Genomic DNA, 642 nt, shown 5'->3' with positions numbered 1-642 from the left:
TGCCGGCTATCAGTTCGGCGTCGCCGACGAAGAGACCCCCAGCAACGGGCGTACCCCGCTCGAAAACCTGCCCGAGACCGACGCCAATGGCGCTGCCACCTTCGAGGTGAGCCTGCCGAAGCCGCCGTCCTCGACCCGGCCGCAGGAGGCGCAGATCTTCGTCCGGATGGCGGAAGCCGGCGGACGCGCGGTCGAGCGCAAGCTGGTGCTGCCGGTCGCGCCGGCGGCGGCGATGATCGGCGTCAAGCCGCTGTTCGCCGACCGCAACGTCGCCGAGGGTGATGTCGCCAAATTCGACGTCGCCTTCGTGGCGCCGGACGGCAGCTCGCTGCCGCGCAGCGGGCTGCGCTACGAGCTGCTGAAGATCGAGGTCTCCAGCAGATCAGGCGTATCGGCCGAACCGTCCGAATACCAGCCGACGTCGAACTGCACCGACGTCAGCGGACCGGCGACATCGGCGGTCTTGACGTCGAGGCGGTAGCGGCCGGGCTCCGGGTTGAACTGCAGCCGCGCCGGTTCGCCGGCCTTGATCGACAGATCGCCGTCGGCGACCCGCTTGGTCGACTTCACCGGCTCGTAATCCCAGGACGAGTTCTGCCGGTACCACTGGTAATGCGACTCGATCTTCAGCAGCTGTCTCTT

The 642-nt window shown here is 67.9% G+C and carries 2 pseudogenes; one reads left to right on the top strand and one right to left on the bottom strand.

Features of this window, described 5'->3' with window-relative positions:
• Nucleotides 1-371, top strand: a pseudogene (locus tag DYI24_RS27460) (hypothetical protein); the annotation flags it as partial.
• Here the strand turns inward: DYI24_RS27460 and DYI24_RS27455 are convergent.
• A pseudogene (locus tag DYI24_RS27455) lies at nucleotides 364-642 on the bottom strand (hypothetical protein); the annotation flags it as partial. The pseudogenes DYI24_RS27460 and DYI24_RS27455 sit on opposite strands and share 8 nt — an antisense overlap.

This window comes from Rhodopseudomonas sp. BR0C11 (assembly GCF_010820945.1).
Lineage (GTDB): Bacteria > Pseudomonadota > Alphaproteobacteria > Rhizobiales > Xanthobacteraceae > Rhodopseudomonas > Rhodopseudomonas palustris_H.
Note: the sequence above shows the minus strand (reverse complement) of the source record. Positions and strands in the feature narration are given on the sequence as shown.